The sequence below is a fragment of the Pseudovibrio sp. W74 genome (assembly GCF_001623085.1).
Taxonomy (GTDB): domain Bacteria; phylum Pseudomonadota; class Alphaproteobacteria; order Rhizobiales; family Stappiaceae; genus Pseudovibrio.
This window is the reverse complement of record NZ_LMCJ01000017.1, coordinates 125,164-142,847: the sequence shown is the minus strand read 5'-3', so window position 1 is coordinate 142,847 and position 17,684 is coordinate 125,164. Positions and strand designations below refer to the sequence as shown.

At 53.3% G+C, this 17,684-nt stretch carries 19 protein-coding genes, 1 tRNA gene and 1 rRNA gene; 9 read left to right on the top strand and 12 right to left on the bottom strand.

Going from position 1 to position 17,684, the window contains the following annotated elements; all coding sequences use genetic code 11:
- Positions 1–26: 26 nt before the first annotated feature.
- The 5 genes from PsW74_RS11985 to PsW74_RS11965 all read right to left on the bottom strand — a co-directional run bounded on the left by PsW74_RS11985 (position 27) and on the right by PsW74_RS11965 (position 4,287).
- On the bottom strand, positions 27–308 hold the full coding sequence (locus PsW74_RS11985) for a DUF2160 family membrane protein (protein ID WP_057465479.1): 282 nt from the start codon (positions 306–308) through the stop codon (positions 27–29).
- A 13-nt stretch (positions 309–321) separates the two neighbouring features.
- Positions 322–1,074 (bottom strand): carbohydrate ABC transporter permease, encoded by a 753-nt coding sequence (locus PsW74_RS11980; RefSeq protein WP_244271793.1) that lies wholly within the window; start codon positions 1,072–1,074, stop codon positions 322–324.
- A gap of 149 nt (positions 1,075–1,223) precedes the next feature.
- Positions 1,224–2,111, bottom strand: a complete 888-nt coding sequence (locus tag PsW74_RS11975) for a sugar ABC transporter permease (protein ID WP_063290501.1) — start codon at positions 2,109–2,111, stop codon at positions 1,224–1,226.
- A gap of 3 nt (positions 2,112–2,114) precedes the next feature.
- The gene (locus PsW74_RS11970; RefSeq protein ID WP_063290502.1) at positions 2,115–3,194 is read right to left on the bottom strand and encodes an ABC transporter ATP-binding protein; all 1,080 of its coding nucleotides are present in this window, start codon (positions 3,192–3,194) and stop codon (positions 2,115–2,117) included.
- Between the two features lie 10 nt (positions 3,195–3,204).
- Complete coding sequence (locus PsW74_RS11965; protein WP_063290503.1) at positions 3,205–4,287, bottom strand: ABC transporter ATP-binding protein; 1,083 nt, start codon at positions 4,285–4,287, stop codon at positions 3,205–3,207.
- A 779-nt stretch (positions 4,288–5,066) separates the two neighbouring features.
- On the opposite strand from PsW74_RS11965, the gene PsW74_RS11960 reads away from it, so the two are divergent.
- The 3 genes from PsW74_RS11960 to PsW74_RS11950 all read left to right on the top strand — a co-directional run bounded on the left by PsW74_RS11960 (position 5,067) and on the right by PsW74_RS11950 (position 7,576).
- Complete coding sequence (locus PsW74_RS11960; RefSeq protein WP_063290504.1) at positions 5,067–5,831, top strand: sugar phosphate isomerase/epimerase; 765 nt, start codon at positions 5,067–5,069, stop codon at positions 5,829–5,831.
- 84 nt (positions 5,832–5,915) lie between these two features.
- Positions 5,916–6,947 (top strand): hypothetical protein, encoded by a 1,032-nt coding sequence (locus PsW74_RS11955; RefSeq protein ID WP_063290505.1) that lies wholly within the window; start codon positions 5,916–5,918, stop codon positions 6,945–6,947.
- A 242-nt stretch (positions 6,948–7,189) separates the two neighbouring features.
- A complete protein-coding gene (locus tag PsW74_RS11950) occupies positions 7,190–7,576 on the top strand; it encodes a hypothetical protein (RefSeq protein WP_063290506.1) in 387 nt (128 codons plus the stop codon).
- A 36-nt stretch (positions 7,577–7,612) separates the two neighbouring features.
- Here PsW74_RS11950 and PsW74_RS11945 read toward each other — a convergent pair whose 3' ends face one another.
- The 3 genes from PsW74_RS11945 to PsW74_RS11935 form a co-directional block, all read right to left on the bottom strand.
- Entirely contained in the window at positions 7,613–8,146 is a 534-nt protein-coding gene (locus PsW74_RS11945; protein WP_063290517.1) for a methylated-DNA--[protein]-cysteine S-methyltransferase, read from the bottom strand.
- Positions 8,147–8,256: 110 nt separating this feature from the next.
- The gene (locus PsW74_RS11940; RefSeq protein ID WP_063290507.1) at positions 8,257–9,102 is read right to left on the bottom strand and encodes a fumarylacetoacetate hydrolase family protein; all 846 of its coding nucleotides are present in this window, start codon (positions 9,100–9,102) and stop codon (positions 8,257–8,259) included.
- A 15-nt stretch (positions 9,103–9,117) separates the two neighbouring features.
- Positions 9,118–9,855, bottom strand: a complete 738-nt coding sequence (locus tag PsW74_RS11935; protein ID WP_063290508.1) for an SDR family oxidoreductase — start codon at positions 9,853–9,855, stop codon at positions 9,118–9,120.
- 267 nt (positions 9,856–10,122) lie between these two features.
- On the opposite strand from PsW74_RS11935, the gene PsW74_RS11930 reads away from it, so the two are divergent.
- The 4 genes from PsW74_RS11930 to PsW74_RS11915 are packed head-to-tail and all read left to right on the top strand — an operon-like array spanning position 10,123 to position 14,334.
- Complete coding sequence (locus PsW74_RS11930; protein WP_063290509.1) at positions 10,123–10,920, top strand: IclR family transcriptional regulator; 798 nt, start codon at positions 10,123–10,125, stop codon at positions 10,918–10,920.
- 10 nt (positions 10,921–10,930) lie between these two features.
- Positions 10,931–11,971 carry an aldo/keto reductase gene (locus tag PsW74_RS11925; protein ID WP_063290510.1) on the top strand — a complete coding sequence of 347 codons (1,041 nt, stop codon included), beginning with the start codon at positions 10,931–10,933 and terminating at the stop codon, positions 11,969–11,971.
- Positions 11,964–12,809, top strand: a complete 846-nt coding sequence (locus PsW74_RS11920) for an amidohydrolase family protein (protein WP_063290511.1) — start codon at positions 11,964–11,966, stop codon at positions 12,807–12,809. Before PsW74_RS11925 ends, PsW74_RS11920 begins: the two co-directional genes overlap by 8 nt.
- 1 nt (position 12,810) lies before the next feature.
- Positions 12,811–14,334, top strand: coding sequence for an altronate dehydratase family protein (locus PsW74_RS11915; RefSeq protein ID WP_063290512.1), 1,524 nt, complete (start codon positions 12,811–12,813; stop codon positions 14,332–14,334).
- Between the two features lie 8 nt (positions 14,335–14,342).
- Here the strand turns inward: PsW74_RS11915 and PsW74_RS11910 are convergent, their stop codons facing one another.
- Positions 14,343–15,203 (bottom strand): AraC family transcriptional regulator, encoded by an 861-nt coding sequence (locus tag PsW74_RS11910; RefSeq protein WP_063290513.1) that lies wholly within the window; start codon positions 15,201–15,203, stop codon positions 14,343–14,345.
- Positions 15,204–15,320: 117 nt separating this feature from the next.
- Between PsW74_RS11910 and PsW74_RS11905 the strand changes: the two genes are divergently transcribed.
- Positions 15,321–16,256: a phytanoyl-CoA dioxygenase family protein gene (locus PsW74_RS11905; RefSeq protein WP_063290514.1), complete on the top strand. Its 936-nt coding sequence runs from the start codon at positions 15,321–15,323 to the stop codon at positions 16,254–16,256.
- Positions 16,257–16,313: 57 nt separating this feature from the next.
- On the opposite strand, the gene PsW74_RS11900 is transcribed toward PsW74_RS11905, so the two are convergent.
- The gene (locus tag PsW74_RS11900) at positions 16,314–16,697 is read right to left on the bottom strand and encodes a VOC family protein (RefSeq protein ID WP_063290515.1); all 384 of its coding nucleotides are present in this window, start codon (positions 16,695–16,697) and stop codon (positions 16,314–16,316) included.
- An 86-nt stretch (positions 16,698–16,783) separates the two neighbouring features.
- On the opposite strand from PsW74_RS11900, the gene soxR reads away from it, so the two are divergent.
- Positions 16,784–17,248 (top strand): redox-sensitive transcriptional activator SoxR, encoded by a 465-nt coding sequence (gene soxR, locus PsW74_RS11895; RefSeq protein WP_063305831.1) that lies wholly within the window; start codon positions 16,784–16,786, stop codon positions 17,246–17,248.
- A gap of 79 nt (positions 17,249–17,327) precedes the next feature.
- Here the strand turns inward: soxR and PsW74_RS11890 are convergent.
- Together PsW74_RS11890 and rrf are read right to left on the bottom strand one after the other, a co-directional pair.
- Positions 17,328–17,404 (bottom strand) — tRNA-Met (locus PsW74_RS11890).
- Positions 17,405–17,461: 57 nt separating this feature from the next.
- Positions 17,462–17,576 (bottom strand): 5S ribosomal RNA (rrf, locus tag PsW74_RS11885).
- Positions 17,577–17,684: the final 108 nt, after the last annotated feature.

Here is a 17,684-nt window from a genome sequence, read left to right as displayed (position 1 = left end):
ATCAGTGCAGAGAAAAAAGCTCAATCCTAAACCCAGCGGAACACGCAAAACGCGTATGCCACACAGACCAACAGAGCCCACCAAAGGTTTGCACTAACAAACCCAAGCCAAAACAGGCAGATAAACGCACTGCCCAGCAGCGAAACAAACAAGCGGTCGCCGCGTGTCGTCTCAAATTTCAAAATCCCATGCCGTGGTGTTCCCCCCGGCACAAACCACTCCCAAACCGCCATGCTGGAGATCAGCAGGCCAATGGTGATGAAGAAAATCGCAGTCGGCGACGTCCAGGCCATCCAAGAAAAATCCATAATCGCCTCCCTGTTAAACGCGACCCAGGGCAAAGCCCTTAGCGATGTAGTTACGTACGAAGTAGATCACCAGCGCACCCGGAATAATTGTCAGAATCCCCGCCGCCGCAAGTACACCCCAATCCATGCCGGAAGCTGAAACCGTACGGGTCATCGTGGCCGCAATCGGTTTAGCCGCAGTGGTCGTCAGCGTGCGGGCAATCAGCAGTTCCACCCAAGAGAACATGAAGCAGAAGAACGCTGCCACACCGATACCGCTTGCAATCAAAGGCATGAAGATCTTGCCGAAGAATTTCGGGAAGGAATAGCCATCGATGTAAGCAGTCTCGTCAATCTCTTTCGGGACACCAGACATAAAGCCTTCCAAAATCCACACAGCCAGCGGCACGTTGAACAGACAGTGCGCCAGAGCCACCGCAAGGTGCGTGTCGATCAGACCGAAGGCGGAATAGAGCTGGAAGAAGGGCAGTGCAAACACCGCTGGCGGAGCCATACGGTTGGTCAGCAGCCAGAAGAACAGATGCTTGTCACCCAGAAACTTATAGCGAGAAAACGCATAGGCCGCTGGCAGCGCGACCGCCACGGAGATAACCGTATTGAGCGCCACATAGGTGATGGAGTTGATGTAACCGTTGTACCAGCTCGGGTCCGTGAAGATCACCATGTAGTTGGCGAGCGTCGGCTCATCCGGCCACAAAGTGAACTTGCTCAGAATCTCCTGGTTGGTCTTCAGGCTCATGTTGAAGAGCCAGTAGATCGGCAGCATCAAAAACGTGATGTACAAAGTTGGAACGAGGAAAGCATAGCGGCTTCCGGTTCTCTGTGCCTTTGCGCGGGTCCGGCTGCGTGGAGCCTGTCCACCAGCAGCAGCACCACCATCAATGACTGCAGTTCCAGTTGTTGTCGACATGGTGCTTACTCCTCGCCTGCGTAGTGTTTCTTCTCAGTCCCAATGTTGTTCATCGCGGTGTAGAACACCCATGAGAACAGCAGGATGATGAGGAAGTAGACGAGTGACATTGCAGCAGCTGGTCCAAGGTCAAACTGACCAATCGCCATCTTCACAAGGTCAATACTCAGGAAGGTCGTGGAGTTACCCGGTCCGCCACCTGTTACAACAAACGGCTCGGTGTAAATCATAAAGCTGTCCATGAAGCGCAGCAGAACCGCAATCAGCAACACACTGTGCATCTTTGGCAGCTGGATATAACGGAACACCGCCCAGCGGGACGCCCCATCAATACGCGCGGCCTGATAGTAAGCCTCTGGAATAGAAACCAGACCCGCATAGCACAGCAGCACAACAAGGCTGGTCCAGTGCCACACATCCATAACAATCACGGTGGCCCATGCAGCAACAGGGTCCTGCGTGTAGTTGTAGTTGATGCCAAGAGAATTCAGGAAGTAACCCAGCAGACCAATGTCCGCACGGCCAAACACCTGCCAGATGGTACCAACCACGTTCCACGGCACGAGCAATGGCAGCGCCATCAACACCAGACAAACCGGAACACCCCAGCCTTTTTTAGGCATACAAAGCGCAATGCCGATACCCAGCGGGATCTCGATAACAAGAATGGAGAAGGAGAAAATCAGGTTGCGGACCAAGGCATCATGAAAGCGCTCGGAGCTGAGCAGTTCCTGAAACCATTCAATCCCAACCCAAAAGAACTGATTGTTTCCAAAGCTGTCCTGAAACGCGTAGTTCACGACAGTCATCAATGGAATAACAGCGGTAAAGGCCACCAGCAAAAGAACCGGTAAAACCATGAACCAGGCTTTGTTGTTTACGGTCTTTTCCATGGATCAGGCCCCCTCACTTACGAGCCAGCTGTCGGCATAAAGGTTCGTCTGTGTTGGATCGAAGAGAGCTGTCGGGCTTTCCGGAATGCTCATGCCTTCGCCAACAATGGCGTTCAGCGCAACACCTTCCATCTCACCACGTAAAATGCGGTAGCGGCCGATGTCTTCAACAGCGTTGACTTTCAACGGCAGACCTTCTCCGGCACCACCGAGTTTCACAAACTCAGGACGGATACCAACCTCGGTTTTCTGGGCTTGCTTTTTCGGGTCGAGACCGCATGGCAGCGGTACACTGTGCCCACCAACACGCGCCATGGTTCCATCCACCTCGCACGGCAGAATATTCATGCCCGGAGACCCGATGAAGTAACCAACAAAAGTATGCTGAGGTTTGCGGAACAGCTCATCCGGCGTTCCAATCTGCACAACTTCGCCGCCATACATCACCACAACCTTATCCGCGAAGGTCAAAGCCTCGGTCTGGTCGTGGGTCACATAAACCATGGTGAAGCCAAACTGCTTGTGAAGATGCTTCAACTGCGAGCGCAGAACCCACTTCATGTGCGGATCAATCACGGTCAGCGGTTCATCAAACAGGATCGCGTTGGTATCAGAGCGCACCAGACCACGGCCCAGCGAGATCTTCTGCTTCTCATCCGCCGTCAGGCCCTGCGCCTTGCGCTTTGCCTTGCTTTCCAGATCAATGATCCGCAGAATCTCGTTGACCTTCTGATCAACTTCAGCTGCCGGAACACCGCGGTTGCGAAGCGGAAACGCCAGATTGTCGTACACAGACATGGTGTCGTAAACGACCGGGAACTGGAACACCTGCGCAATGTTACGCGCTTCAGTAGAAAGCTCCGTCACCGGCTTGCCATCAAACAGCAGCTCACCCTCGGACGGTGTCAGCAAACCGGAGATGATGTTCAAAAGTGTTGTCTTGCCACAGCCGGAAGACCCAAGAAGCGCATAAGCACCGCCATCTTCAAAGGTCAGGTTAACTTCCTTCAAAGCGTAATCGCTTGGGCTTGTTGGGGTCGGCAAATAAGAGTGGCGAATGTGGTCGAGATCAATACGTGCCATGCTCGCCTCCTTAAGCCGCTTCACGCATGAGAGACGCAACAGAGCGACCCTCATCATCAAAAATCATGAAGTTCTTGGCATCCACATACACGTCGATCTTGGCATCCACGTCTACGTTATGAATGCCATGTTCCAGCGCCACCCAGCGGTGGTTCAGGCATGTCAGGTGGATGAAGCTCTCAGAACCGGTAATCTCGGAGACATCAACAACCGCAGGAAGACACACAGCATCTTCACTTGGGCGCTGCAGGTAAAGGTGATGGGGCCGGAAACCTGCTTTGTAATGTCCATCAGGAAGACGCTTCTCTTCTTCTGATGCCGGAATAACCGTGCCATTTGACGTGCGGAACTCACCCCCGCTCTTCGTCAGGCCCAGCAGGTTCAGCGGCGGATCAGAGAAAGTCTGCGCAGTAACGATGTCCTGAGGATTTCGGTAAACATCAATGGTATCACCAAACTGCGAAACCTGCCCCTCATGCAAGGTGGCTGTACGCCCGCCCAGCAACAAAGCTTCTGTCGGTTCTGTTGTTGCATAAACAAACACAGCACCGCTTTCAGAGAAGATCTTCGGCAGCTCGTCACGCAATTCTTCGCGCAGTTTGTAATCCAGGTTCGCCAATGGCTCATCCATCAGCACCAGATGCGCCCCTTTGACCAGCGCACGCGCAATAGCAGTACGCTGCTGCTGACCACCGGAGAGGTTCAGCGGTGTTCTGTCCAGATAAGGTGTAAGCTTCATCAAGTCCGCAGCTTTGCGCACTTGCTTGTCAACATCAGCCCCTTTTACTCCCGCAACGCGCAGCGGGCTGGCGATGTTCTCATAAACCGTGAGAGCCGGGTAGTTGATGAACTGCTGATAGACCATGGCGACGTCGCGCTTGCGCACGGAAACACCGGTCATATCCTGTCCATTTACGAGCACTTGCCCTGCAGTTGGCGTGTCCAGCCCTGCCATCAAACGCATAAGCGTTGTCTTGCCTGACAGTGTTGGTCCCAACAATACGTTCAATGAGCCACTTTCAAGACGCAAAGACACGTCGCGAATATGGTCCATACCGTCAACAGTCTTGCTGACGCCCCTTAATTCAAGCATGTTGCCCTCCCGGAACAGAAAGCGACCCAACTGCTTCCTGCGGTACGCGCTGCTTGCACTGCGGTACCTTCATATTCCTGACTGTAATTCCAAAAAACAACTCGGTGGTCGAGCTGAATCTCTTAGTAAAGGTCCCAGCCTTTTAAAGAACTGCGCCGTTTTGCAACGCTACGCATCTGTCAATTTTTCACGAGCCTCCCCGAACACTCTCAAGTTCTGCTTTCTTACGCAGCTCCGTCCCTACAAAGTGCCATTAGAGATCAAAATTAAACTACGTCCTAACCAACACGTCAATTTTCGTTTACAGTCGATTACGCGCATATTCGCGTAATTTCGAAATATAAGCGAAACCACTTAAGCGTCAATTCGAAAATTGACAAAACGAAACTCTCAGCTGTTATCCATTAGGATGAGAACGCACCCAGTGCGGCAGAAAATGTTGAAGATCTGTCATTCTTGCATCTGACAGCCTGAACCAATAACACGTTGAAAAGACTGCGCTGTTGACGCAAACTCTGATTTATTAAGCTAGCTAATATTTTCGCGGCGAAATAATTCGAACCTAAATTCCCTATTCAGATGTTCTCCACCGGGTGTGGTCAATTCATGAAACCACCTTGCTCAAACATCGATTCTGACAACCGCTTCCGAGGAGGATCCCCTCTCCTCGCCCTCTTTCGCAAGCCCCCTTGCCCTTCAGGTAGATGCAACTCTATTGTCGTGCAGAGCAATAAAACCGAGGCAGCTAGCTTTGGTCGCTCTGGGAGGGGAACTGTATCATGGACTTTTGCCTACAGCTTTACAGCGCACGAAACTTCCAGCCCTGGAAAGAGATTTTTCAGGAAACAGCCCTCCTCGGCTACACACAGGTAGAAGGCTTTGAGGAGCTCTACCCTACACTGGAAGCTGCTCAGACAGTGCGAGATCTCCTCGATCAATACGACCTCGACATGCCCTCCGGCCACTTCGACCTCAAGGATCTGGAAGAGAACCTCGATCAGTGCATCAAGATCGCAGTCCTCCTCGGCATGCACACCATCTTCGCCCCCTACCTCACACCAGAACAACGCCCGACAACAAAGAGAGAATGGACCGTCTTCGCCCACCGTTTGGAGCACATGGCCAACACGCTCAAGCATAAAGGCTTCCACTTCGGCTGGCACAACCACGATTTTGAGTTCAAACCACTTCCGGACGGCACCATTCCTATGGAGCTGATTATCTCAGAAGCTCCCACCGTGGAATGGGAGGTCGATGCCGCATGGATCATCAAAGCAGGTCTGGACCCGCTGGACTGGATCGAAGCCCACGGCACCCGCATCACCGCAGTCCATATCAAAGACATCGCTCCAGAAGGCGAAGGCACAGATGAAGATGGCTGGGCAGATGTCGGCTTCGGCACCGTCCCATGGGGCCACATTCTGACGGCCTTGCAGGAAAAAAGCCGAACCAAGATCTACATTCTTGAACACGACGATCCAAACAATTTTCTCCGCTTCGCTGACCGTTCCTTAACCTCACTTAAAATGCTTGAGGGTGTATAGGTAGTTTGCCATAGACACGCCTTTCCCTTGGATTAAGGCAATCCGATTGTCTCCACCAAGGAGACGGCACAAGGGAGAGGTAGGATGAACAGACGAGAGTTTCTCGGAGCATCTGCCCTAACAATTTCCAGCGCCTATTACATGGGCATCGTTGCTGGACCTGTTTTCGCTGAAGGCGAAAAAACAAACTCTGTCAAAAACGCAAAAGTCACGTATTTTGACGCCCGTCCAGGCGCCCGCTCCAGAGACATTGGCTTCGATTCCGATGGCATGGTTTGGTACTGCGGACAGGCAGATGGCACACTCACACGTCTTGATCCTGACAATGGAGAACTCCACCCGGTTTCACTGGGCGAAAATGCAGCCCCACACGGCGTGGTGCTCGGCCCCGATAACGCAATGTGGGTCACCGAAGGCGGACAAAACGCCATCGCACGTGTTGATCCGGCAACAGACGCCGTCACCCTCATTCCGCTACCTGCCGAGTTCGCAGACGCAAACCTCAACACAGGCATCTTCGACCACGACGGCATCTACTGGTTCACCGGACAAAACGGCGTCTATGGCCGCGTTGACCCCATCACACAAGAGATCGAAGTCTGGCCAAGCCCTCAAGGCCCCGGCCCTTATGGCATCACTGTCACACCGCAAGGTGATGTCTGGTACGCCTCCCTCGCCGGCAGCCACATCGCCAACATTGACAGAACCAACGGACGCGCCCGCATCGTGACGCCTCCAACAAAAGAGCAAGGCGCCCGCCGCGTCTGGTCTAACTCAGAAGGCAAGCTCTGGGTCAGTGAGTGGCTCTCCGGTCAGGTCAGCGAATACGACCCGAAGGCAGACACATGGCGCGCATGGCGTCTCCCCGGCAACGATCCACTGCCCTACTCGGTCTATGTCGATGAGAACGATAAGGTCTGGCTCACAGACTTTGATGCCGACGCCATCGTCCATTTTGATCCGGATACAGAAGAGTTCACCAGCTTCCCAAGCAACAAAGCAGACGCTGACGTCCGCCAAATGGCAGGACGTAAAGGCGAAGCATGGGGCGGAGAATCCGGAACAGACAGGATCGTGCGCATTCAGTTTGATGAAACCGAAACAACACCATCCTGAATACAACAGGATCAGCAAAAAAGAGGGCGCTCAATCGGGCGCCCTTTTCCATTTAAAACCTGCAAATTTTAAGCAAAAAAAGGTGATTTGAGAAAAAAACCTGCGCTGATAAAAACCAGCGATCAGGAAGCATATCTAAGCCTGCCTAACCAAATCGGTACCTGTACTGAAACGCAAATTCAGTCCTGAATGGCAGGTAAACAGCTGACCATCATCTCAATTTATCTCTGGAAAGAAGCAATATGAAGAAAGTGATTTTAGGCCTTGTTATTGCCGCATGCGCAACGCCTGCACTGGCTGGTGAAGTGACTTTGAACAACACTCAAATTACTGAGTTATTGACCGGCTCAACCATTAAAGGCATCCACTTTGCCGCTGAAACACGCCAGTACTTCTCCGAGTCTGGTCTCACCCTCTGGATCAAAGAAGGCGACGCAAAACCATTCGAAGCGCGCTACAAGATCGAGAACAATCAGTATTGCTCCAGCTGGACTGGTCTTTGGAGCAAAGAAGAATATGGCTGCTTCAACATCACCCATGATAAAGAGCAGGGCATCTACTACTTCATCAACGAAGACTTCCGCGCGCCATTTATCCTGAACAGCAAGTTCCAGCTTACATTTGATTGATCTGCATTGTGCTCCGGTTCTAAAGCGGGTTCCGTTTTAGAACTGGAATGCCATCTGGTCTTTGCTGGCACCGGCTCCGTGCGGAATACCCTCGTGATCCAGCAACCAGACTTTCGTATCCAGCCCGCCACCGAATCCAACCAGAGCACCATTCGCCCCAATCACCCGATGGCATGGAATAACAATCGGCAATGGGTTCGCATTGTTCGCCAGCCCCACAGCACGGCTCGCACCCGGATTGCCTAGCGCTTTCGCGACATCGCCATAACTGCGCGTTTCCCCAAACGGGATTGCCGCAAGTTGCTCCCAAACGCTCTTTTGAAAGTCAGTGCCAATCAGCTTCCAGTTCAAAGAGAACTCTTTTAGCTCCCCTGCAAAGTAAGCTTTAAGCTGCGCAATCAAGTCCGCATAAGGCGTGGCATCTTCCACCCAGCCGTCTTCAACAAACCGCCTGCGTGCACTTTCAGGAAAATGAAGAAACTCCAGCCCACCAGCTTCTCCACCAATCAGCAAAGACCCAACCGGGCTTTCATAACTGCAATATGTGATTGGCTCTGAAACGCTGGTCATGAAAGTTTTCTCCCCCTGAAAACGCATAAAAAAAACTCTCCACCACGATCAGCAGCGGAGAGTTCTTTAAAGCTTAGTGAAGGCATCAGAGCTTAGCAAGCTCACGCTCCTCAATCAGCAGCGTAAGTAACCTGTTTTTGAACACCAAGACCTTCAATACCCAGCTCCATCTTGTCGCCCGGCTTCAGATAAGTCTCTGGCTTCTGGCCCATGCCAACACCCGGAGGCGTGCCAGTGGAGATCACATCACCAGGCTGCAAGCTCATGAACTGCGACAGATGCGAAATCACCTTCGCCACATCAAACACCATGGTTTTGGTAGAACCGTTCTGATAGCGATGGCCGTTCACTTCCAGATACATGGAAAGGTTCTGCGGGTCTTCAACTTCATCACGGGTCACAAGCCACGGGCCAATCGGACCGAAGGTGTCAGCAGACTTACCCTTCACCCACTGGCCACTGCGGTGCAGCTGGAAATCACGCTCAGACAGATCATTGACCACGCAATATCCGGCCACGTGATCCAGCGCACCCTTTTCGCTCACATACTTGGTGTGTTTACCAATCACCACACCCAGTTCCACTTCCCAGTCTGTTTTCACAGACCCGCGCGGAATTTCAATGTCATCGTTTGGGCCACAAATAGCTGAGGTCGCCTTGAAGAAGGTCACAGGCTCTTTTGGCACTTCCATGCCCGCTTCAGCAGCATGGTCGGAATAGTTAAGGCCAATACAGATGAACTTGCCCACATTGCCGACACAGGCACCAATGCGCGGATTACCTTCCACCACCGGCAGGCTGGTCAGGTCCAGCGATGCAATTTTTGCAAGACCTTCCGCGCTGAGCGTATCTCCAGCAATGTCACCAACCACACCAGAAAGGTCACGAATGTTGCCATCCGCATCCAGAACACCCGGTTTTTCAGCGTTCAGCTCACCATATCTAAGAAGCTTCATATCCTACCCATTTTCTTATACTGACCAACCGCCATCAATGGCGTGCGTCTGACCTGTTGTAAACGCGCTATCATCACTACCAAGGTACACAGCCAGCGCAGCAATCTCTTCTGGCTTGCCAATGCGTCCCATAGGTTGACGCGCAATAAAATCTTTCATTGCCTGCTCGTAATTGCCTGTGGCCTTCAGCCGGTCATGCAGGGACGGACTGTCGACCGTTCCAGGACAAATCGCATTACAGCGAACACCTTTGGTCACAAAATCCGCTGCAATTGCCTTGGTCAGGCCAATCACTGCTGCTTTGGAGGAGCAATAAACAAACCGGTTCGGAACGCCCTTCAACGACGACGCCACAGACGACATGTTGATGATGGAACCACCACTATTTTCCAGCATGCCAGGAATCGCAGCTCGGCAGAGGCGGTACATCGCCTTCACATTCAGATTGAAAGAGAAATCCCACGCATCTTCATCACAGTCGAGAATCGTACCGTTGTGTACGAAGCCCGCACAGTTGAACAGAATGTCCAACGGCCCTGTAACTTCAAGAGTGTCACGCACATCATCTGCATTGGTCACATCCAGCCTCAGGCCGGTCACACCCTCAATCGCATTCAACTCTGTAAGCGCAGCTTCGTTAATGTCTGTTGCAAAAACCTTTGCCCCTTCAGCAGCATAGGCTTCTACCGTAGAACGGCCAATTCCCTGCCCTGCAGCGGTGATAAGGGCTGTCTTGCCAGTCAATCGTCCCATGTGTCCTCCCCCGGACTGAATCTCTCAAAATTTAGGCTCGGCCAAACGGACCTGAAACTCGGATTATTAGAGAGGAAGCACCGCTTATCGTCAAAACAAAAGGCAAGTGGCCCGTTGGCCCTCTCCCAAAGACCGCAGAAATCCGTCAGTTCACCAAATCACATAATGGCATAACTTAAATATAAAAACTTCTTTCAAATGTAAATTAGAAATTGACAAGGTCGAATTTTGCGTCAAAAAATATGCTCACATCAAACAGAGCTGATCATGGCAGACACACAGACATCGCAAGACAAAGCTGAAAAATACCGCGCTCCTGCTTTGGAGAAGGGACTGGATATTCTGGAACTGCTGTCCCAGTACGCATCCGGCCTGTCTCAGGCAGAGATCGCAAAAGCACTCGACCGGTCCCCCAATGAGATCTACCGCATGCTCACCACACTGGTGCGCCGCGAGTATGTATCGCGCTCCATAGAGGGTGACCGCTTTCAGCTCAGCCTGAAAATGTATTCCATGTCGCATCGCCACCCACCCGTCACGCGGTTGTTGGAAGCGGCGGTGCCCATGATGCGCAAAACGGCCAAGGACGTTCACCAGTCCAGCCACATCGGTATGGAGCATCAGGGAGAAATCGTTGTTGTCGCCAGCGTGGAAGCGCCGGGCAACTGGAGTTTCGTCCTCAAAACCGGCTCGGTCATCGGCCTCTGGAACACAGGCACCGGACGGGCAATCGCTGCCTTCCAGAAGCCGGAGATCCGAGAACTCATGTACAACCAGCATGAGCGCGCATTCGGAGAACCGGAGATGAGCCTCGATGAATTCCGTGCCATTCTGGATGAAGTACAGGAACAAGGTTTCGTACGCATGCCATCTGCCAGCACAGTCGGCGTCACAAATCTGGCCTTCCCAATTCTGGGACCAGATGGAAACGCAGTCGCTGCACTCAGCTGTCCATTCATGGAGCGCATCGACGATTTCAAAGCACCGGGAATTGAAGACGTTCAACAAGCCTACGCTCAGGTAGCGAAGGACATCACCAGCATTTACGGCACAGTGCCAACATAAGGAAATCGCTATGGGCTTGGGAGGGAAGCTGGCTCATCGACAATTGGGGGGAACAGATCTGCAACTGCCGACATTGGGAATCGGCGGCGCAGCATTTGGTGGGCTGTTTGCAACAGCTCCTCGCAAAGAGTCTATGAGCACATTGGATCGCGCCAAAGAGGTTGGTCTCACCTACATTGACACCGCCCCTTACTATGGCTTTGGCCGCTCCGAACGTGTCATTGGAGATGCCGTGCGCAAGCACGACTACATCCTCTCCACCAAGGTTGGCCGCCTGCTGAAACCGGGCATGGCAGACAACCCGGCCCAGTTCGGCTGGCCAGACCCACTGCCCTTCCATCCGGTCTATGATTACTCGTATGACGGCATCATGCGTTCCTACGAGGCCAGTCTACACCGCACCGGTCTCGACCGACTTGATATCCTATTGGTGCATGATATCGGCACTGCGACCCATGGCCTGGAAGAAAACCGCCGCCATATGAGAGACCTGCAAGGCGGTATCAGGGCTCTTCAGGAGCTCAAGTCCTCAGGTGCTATTTCAGCAATGGGCCTTGGCGTGAACGAGACCGCCATTTGCATGGAGCTGATGCAGCAAGCCCACTGGGACGCCTTCCTCCTTGCTGGCCGTTACACCTTGCTGGAGCAAGCCCCTCTCAAGGATTTGCTGCCAGCCTGCACAAAGGCCCAAACCTCCATCATTCTCGGCGGCCCGTTTAACTCAGGCATCCTCGTTGGCGGCAACACCTGGAACTACGGAAGCGCACCACCTGAAATTCTGGCTCATGTGACAGCGCTGAAAGAATGCTGTCAGGAGTTTTCGGTTGATCTGGCTGCAGCAGCCCTGCACTTCCCACTCGCGCACCCCACAATCGCCAGCGTTATTCCCGGCATGCGCAATCGCAGCGAGCTGGAAGATATCCTCAAATGGATCGCTGCCGACATTCCCGACGCCTTCTGGGCAAGACTGAAAGAACGAGACCTTCTTCCCGCTGAAGCCCCGGTCCCGTCTGGCAATCTCTTCTTCGAACAAGAGGTGAAGCATGCTTAGGATCGATGCCCACCACCATTTTTGGAAGCTTTCCCGCGGCGACTACAGCTGGCTCACGCCAGACCTGAATGTCCTGTACCGCGACTTCCTCACCAGTGACATCCAACCCCTGCTCACACAGGCAAAGATGGACGGAACCATCCTCGTTCAGGCAGCAGACACCATTGAAGAAACCCTCTTCATGCTGGAGCTGGCCGCAGAACACGACTGGATCCTCGGCGTCGTCGGCTGGGTAGACATGGAAGCAGCGAACGCGCCAGAAGTCATCAGTGAACTCTCCCAAAACCCAAAGCTCGTCGGCATTCGTCCGATGATACAGGACATTGAAGACGACGAGTGGATGCTGCAGGACAATCTGCACCCCGCCATTCAAGCCCTCATTGACAACAAGCTGACACTCGACCTGCTGGTCCAGCCCCGGCACCTGCCACACCTTAAAACCTTCCTCAGCCGCTACCCGGACCTGCGCGCAGTCATCGACCATTGCGCCAAACCGGATATCCGCAACAAGGCCATCGAGACGTGGTCCCAACACGTCGGCGACATCGCACGCACCTCCAACGTCTGCTGCAAACTCTCAGGTCTCCTGACTGAGGCCTCCGAGAACGCAGAGATCGAAGACATCGCGCCCTATGCCTTTCACATTCTGAAATGCTTTGGACCGGAGCGCGTCATGTTCGGCAGCGACTGGCCTGTCCTTCTCCTCGCAAATACCTATCAAAACTGGGTGGATATGGTGGAGCAGCTCACCGCTGACCTGCCACAGGCAGACTGGGAGGCCATCTTTGGTGGCACCGCTGCAAAGTTCTATCTCACCAAAACAATGGAAACTCTCTGAAATGTCGGCACCCATTCCAGCCAGCGTCAAACTTCAGCCAGCGGACAACGTCATCATCGCCACAAGAGCTTTGCAGCCGGGTGATCAGGCAGGCAATCTTCAGGTCCTCGACAATATCTCCGCAGGTCACAAAATCGCCGAACACGACATCAAGCAGGGACAAGCGCTGATCAAGTTCGGCCAGACCATCGGCTTCGCAACAACGGACATTCAGGCAGGCGCCCATGTGCATTCGCACAACATGGAGTTTTCCGATCCCGGCGTGCACCACAGCTTCTGCAAGGACTACAAACCAACGCAATACGCCGAGCACCCGGAAGAGCGTACCTTCCTCGGTTATCACCGCGAAGATGGCAGTGTCGGCACCCGCAACTACATCGCAGTCCTCACCAGCGTAAACTGCTCCGCCACCGCAGCTCACCGCATCGCAGATGCTTTCAGCGATGAAGACCTGTTGCAGTTTGAGAATGTAGACGGTGTCGCCTCCTTCGCTCACGGCACAGGCTGCGGCATGGCAGGCGACAATGAGGGCTTTGCCAACCTGCAACGCGTCCTCTGGGGCTACGTCAAAAACCCAAATGTCGGCGGCGTTCTGCTGGTCGGCCTGGGTTGCGAAGTCAACCAGATCGACTTCCTGCTGGATGCCTACGGCTTGAAGCAGTCACCAACATTTCAGTTCATGAACATTCAGGGTATGGGCGGCCTGCGCAAAACCATCGAAGCTGGCATAGAAAAAGTCAAAGCCATGCTGCCAGAGGCCAACAAAGCCTCTCGTCAGCCAGCGCCACTCTCCAAACTCATGGTCGGCCTGCAATGCGGCGGCTCTGATGGCTGGTCCGGGGTCACAGCCAACCCAGCTCTTGGCTACACCACCGACCTGCTCGTCAAATACGGCGGCACCTCGGTCCTTTCAGAAACCTCAGAGATCTACGGCGCAGAACACCTGCTCACCAGCCGCGCCGCCAACCAGAAGATCGCTGAGAAACTCGTGGAACGCGTCCGCTGGTGGGAGGACTACACCGCCCGTAACAACGGCACCATGGACAACAACCCCTCACCGGGCAACAAACGCGGCGGCCTGACAACTATCCTCGAAAAGTCGCTCGGCGCAGTCGCCAAAGGTGGCACCACTGCTCTGGAAGGCGTCTACAAATACGGCGAGCCGATTGAAACCAAAGGCTTCGTCTTCATGGACAGTCCCGGCTACGATCCTGCCTCCGTCACTGGCCAGATCGCTAGCGGCTGCAACCTGATCGTCTTCACCACAGGCCGCGGCTCCGCATTCGGCAGCAAGCCATCCCCCACAATCAAGGTCGCCAGCAACACACCACTCTTTGAGCATATGCCAGAAGACATGGACTTCAACGCAGGCTCCATCATCTCCGATGGCAGATCCGTCGAAGAAGTTGGCACGGAGCTTTTCGAGCTGATGATCAAGGTCGCCTCAGGCGAGCACAGCAAGTCAGAGGCGCAAGGACTGGGCGACTATGAGTTCGTCCCATGGCAGATCGGCGCAGTGATGTAGCGGGATTACTACTCTCTGAACCTAGTCCGGTATTCGCGCGGGGTCATACCTTTCACCGCGCGAAACTGCCTGTTAAAGTTGGCCAGCGCCGAATACCCCACATTATGAGCAATCATCGAAATCGGCGCATCCCCACCAGAAAGCTGCGCACACGCATCCCCAATCCGAATGCGCTTCAGGTACTCTGAGATCGTCTGTCCCGTATGCCGCTGAAACAGCCGGTGCACTCCGGAGACACTCAGCGCCGCCGTCTCGGCTAGTTCTTCCAGCGTCAACACACGCGCATACTCGGAGTGAATGAGCGTCAACACCCTGTCGATGCGCTCATTGCCACCATCCGCACTGGAAAGCACAACCGGATCATGCGCCAGCTGCATCGCATATTCATCCTCTGAGAGTTCCGACAAAACCCTGAGAACGATAAACAAGCGCTCCAGCGGGTCTTCCTCAAAGAAACTCTCGATCTTGGGCACCACACGCCGCCGCGCAGCATCACTGAAGCTTAGTCCCGCCAGTGCCCGCTGAAACAGCTTCTTAACACCAGCCAGTTCTGACATCTCGCTGGTAATTCGCTCAATCCACTCCGGCTCAAACCAGATAACCAATGCCTGATGCGGTTCACTCTCGTCAGGCCGATTGTTAGACGCCCACGTATGCGGAAGATTAGGTCCAAGCAGCACAAGGTCTGAGTGCCCGTAGTCTCCTACATGATCACCCACATAGCGTTGCCCTTCAGAGTTCAACGTCAAGGTCAGCTCATATTCAGGATGGTGATGCCAGGAGAACGGAATGCCGTCATGAAGACGCCGGTTCATCACCTTGAATGAACCGTCTTCAGACTCCGGCACTTTCTCCAGATATGACCGCATTTCACCCTCTGAACCAATAAGACGCCAGAATAGTACCAGTATCCGCTAGTTTAGAACAACTCTCACATACCAGAGTGAATAAACTCACAAGTTCATTGAAGGATCTGGGAGGACCAAATGGACGCTGAACTGCTTGCAGACAATCACTGGGGCTCAACCGCAACCGACACCCAGTTGAAGGACATCAAGAAGACCCTACCGCTGCGCGTCTTATCAGAAGAAGACTGGCAGCACTGGATCAACCGCGGCTATGTCATTGTACGTCAGGCCGTCCCGCAGGAAAATGTAAAAAGGCTGGTCGATCTACTTTGGGAGTTTGACGAAAAAGATCCCACTGATCCGTCAACTTGGTACACACCACAACGCCGCGCTCACAAAATGCAAGAGCTGAACAACGCGGGTATGCTGGAAGTCTATAATCACCAGCACCTGTGGGACAACCGTATGCAACAACGCGTCTACGATGCTTTCGTAGACATCTGGGACCGGGAGGACCTCTGGGTCAGCATCGACCGCGCAAACCTCAATCCGCCCAAGAAAAACCGCGACGGCAAACCCGGGTTCATCCATTGGGATGTAGACACATCCCTGCGCCCTCAACCAATCAGCGTTCAGGGCGTTCTTTCATTAATCAAACAAGATGATGAAACTGGTGGCTTTCAATGTATCCCAAAGCTCTTTGAAGAATTCGATGAATGGGTCAAGACCCAACCAGAAGACCGCGACCCCAAACATCCAGACTACTCTGGCTTTGAGATCGAGAATATTGAAATGGAGCCGGGCGACCTGATGATTTTCAACGCCCTCCTCGCCCATGGCATCCGCCCCAACAACTCAAAAGACAAAGTACGGATCGCCCAATACATCTCCATGTTCCCATCTGAGCAGGCCAATGAAGGTCTCAGACAAGACCGGATCCATCAATGGCGCCACATGGAGCCACCACAAAGAGCATCCTTTCCCGGCGACCCGCGAGATTGGGAAAAGAAAAATGCTAAAACGGCAGAACTGACCGATCTCGGCAAGAAACTTCTGGGACTGGACCTCTGGTAAAACAAAAAAAGCGTTTCCTCATAATGAGGAAACGCTCTTGCACCGTAATTCATTAAGTTATGCGTAGCTGACGACCTCAAACTCGATGCCATCATCATCATCAAAGTAGAAGCGTCGACCCGGCTCATAGTCAGCGTGGTTTCGGGTCTTGTATCCGCCCGCCAAAACTTTATTCTCAACCGCATCCAAATCATCAACCACCACGCCAACGTGGTTCAAACTGCCATGAGTGATGTAGTTGTCTTCTTGAGTGGCATTGGTGTTTCCAAGGGAATAAACAGCGATATAGCTGTCATCCGATCCAACATGAACGGTTGTTCCACCTGCCCGGGCAGCACCCTGCCAACGCACATTCCAGCCAAACCAATCTGAAAGACGGCCCGCGGTCGCAACTGGGTCAGAAACGGTGATGTTGACATGCTCTAAAAAACTCTTTGTCATCGCAATAGCCTTTCTTTTGACTTCTGATGACACCCTGTTTAGGAGTTCAAGTTAAGTTTAAGTCAAGCACTATTTTTGAGAATTTTATGCAGCACTCAGATGTCATGACAATCGGTGAATTAGCCGACCGTACCGGCCTCACCACTTCCGCTATTCGTTTCTACGAGACCAAGGGAATTGTTACCGCCAGCCGCAACTCTGGTGGTCAGCGCCGTTTTATGCGCGCAGACATCCGCCGCCTGTCATTTGCGTTAGTCGCGCAGGAGTTTGGCTTCACCATCAAGGAGATTTCGGATCAACTCGGGACACTTCCCCCGGGCCGTGCTCCGAACAAAGCTGAGTGGCAACGCTTAAGCCAACAGTTCAAAGTTCATCTGAATGAGCGCATTGCACGCATGGAGAACCTGAGAGCGCAGCTGGAAGGCTGTATGGGGTGTGGCTGCCTGTCTCTGGACAAATGCGAGCTGTACAACGCCGGCGACGCCGCCTCCAGCTACGGCCGCGGCCCCCGCTTCATCTATGGCGACAAGTCATTTAAAGCTGAGGGCTAGTGTGCGGTAATCGGAGTTATCGCGTTTCAAAATTTAGACAACAAAAAACCCGTCATCTTGGTGATAACGGGTTAAATTTTGGTTGCGGGGGTAGGATTTGAACCTACGACCTTCAGGTTATGAGCCTGACGAGCTACCGGGCTGCTCCACCCCGCGGTAAATAATGTTTGTTCTGTTTTATTTTGTAGAGATTTGTCGGTGTGGATTATTCATGCCCGGCGGCGCCCTACTCTCCCGCGTCTTAAGACGAAGTACCATTGGCGCAGGGGCGTTTCACTTCCGAGTTCGGGATGGGATCGGGTGGGGGCGCCCCGCCATAGCCACCGGGCAGGAATAAGTCACACTGACTTTTGAACTGGTCTTTTGTGCCACTCTTTTCGGAGTGTTTGTTGTTGTTATCCAAGTTTTAGCTTTGTTTTGTTGGCTATCTCATATC